This window comes from Photobacterium aquae (genome assembly GCF_001029445.1).
Taxonomy (GTDB): Bacteria; Pseudomonadota; Gammaproteobacteria; order Enterobacterales; family Vibrionaceae; genus Photobacterium; species Photobacterium aquae.
Window position 1 is genome coordinate 1 of the sequence record NZ_LDOT01000060.1, and the last position, 485, is coordinate 485.

Annotated in this window: 1 rRNA gene; it reads right to left on the reverse strand. The window is 46.4% G+C overall.

The features are described 5' to 3' along the window. Positions 1–290: 290 nt before the first annotated feature. Positions 291–406, reverse strand: a 5S ribosomal RNA gene (gene rrf, locus ABT56_RS22375). Positions 407–485: the final 79 nt, after the last annotated feature.

Sequence of the window (485 nt, forward strand, 5' to 3'; positions counted from 1 at the left end):
TCGTCACTCAGTTCACTGATTTAAATCTTTTGACTAAATCTTTTCACGAGTGCCCACACAGATTGCATGGTCAAATTGTTAAAGAACGTTGACTATCAATGCGTTAGCGCGTTGCGCTTCAGCAAGTCAGGTGGCGTATAATACGCTTTTCTGATATCCAGTCAAGACAAAACTTTCATCTTTTTTGCCAGTTGGCGAGAAAGTGAAAACCTTCTGTTGACTCCGCTCACATTGCAACCAGCCGGAGCGAAAGAAAAGCCCGTTGTAGCCAACGGGCTTCCTAAATTTGAGCCTGGCGATGTCCTACTCTCACATGGGGAGGCCCCACACTACCATCGGCGCTGTTACGTTTCACTGCTGAGTTCGGCATGGGATCAGGTGGGTCCATAACGCTATGGTCGCCAAGCAAATTCGTTTATTTACCGCCTTGGCAGTAAATAGCAATCTGGGAAAGTCCAACTAGTTATCTCAAGCACTGCATTCAA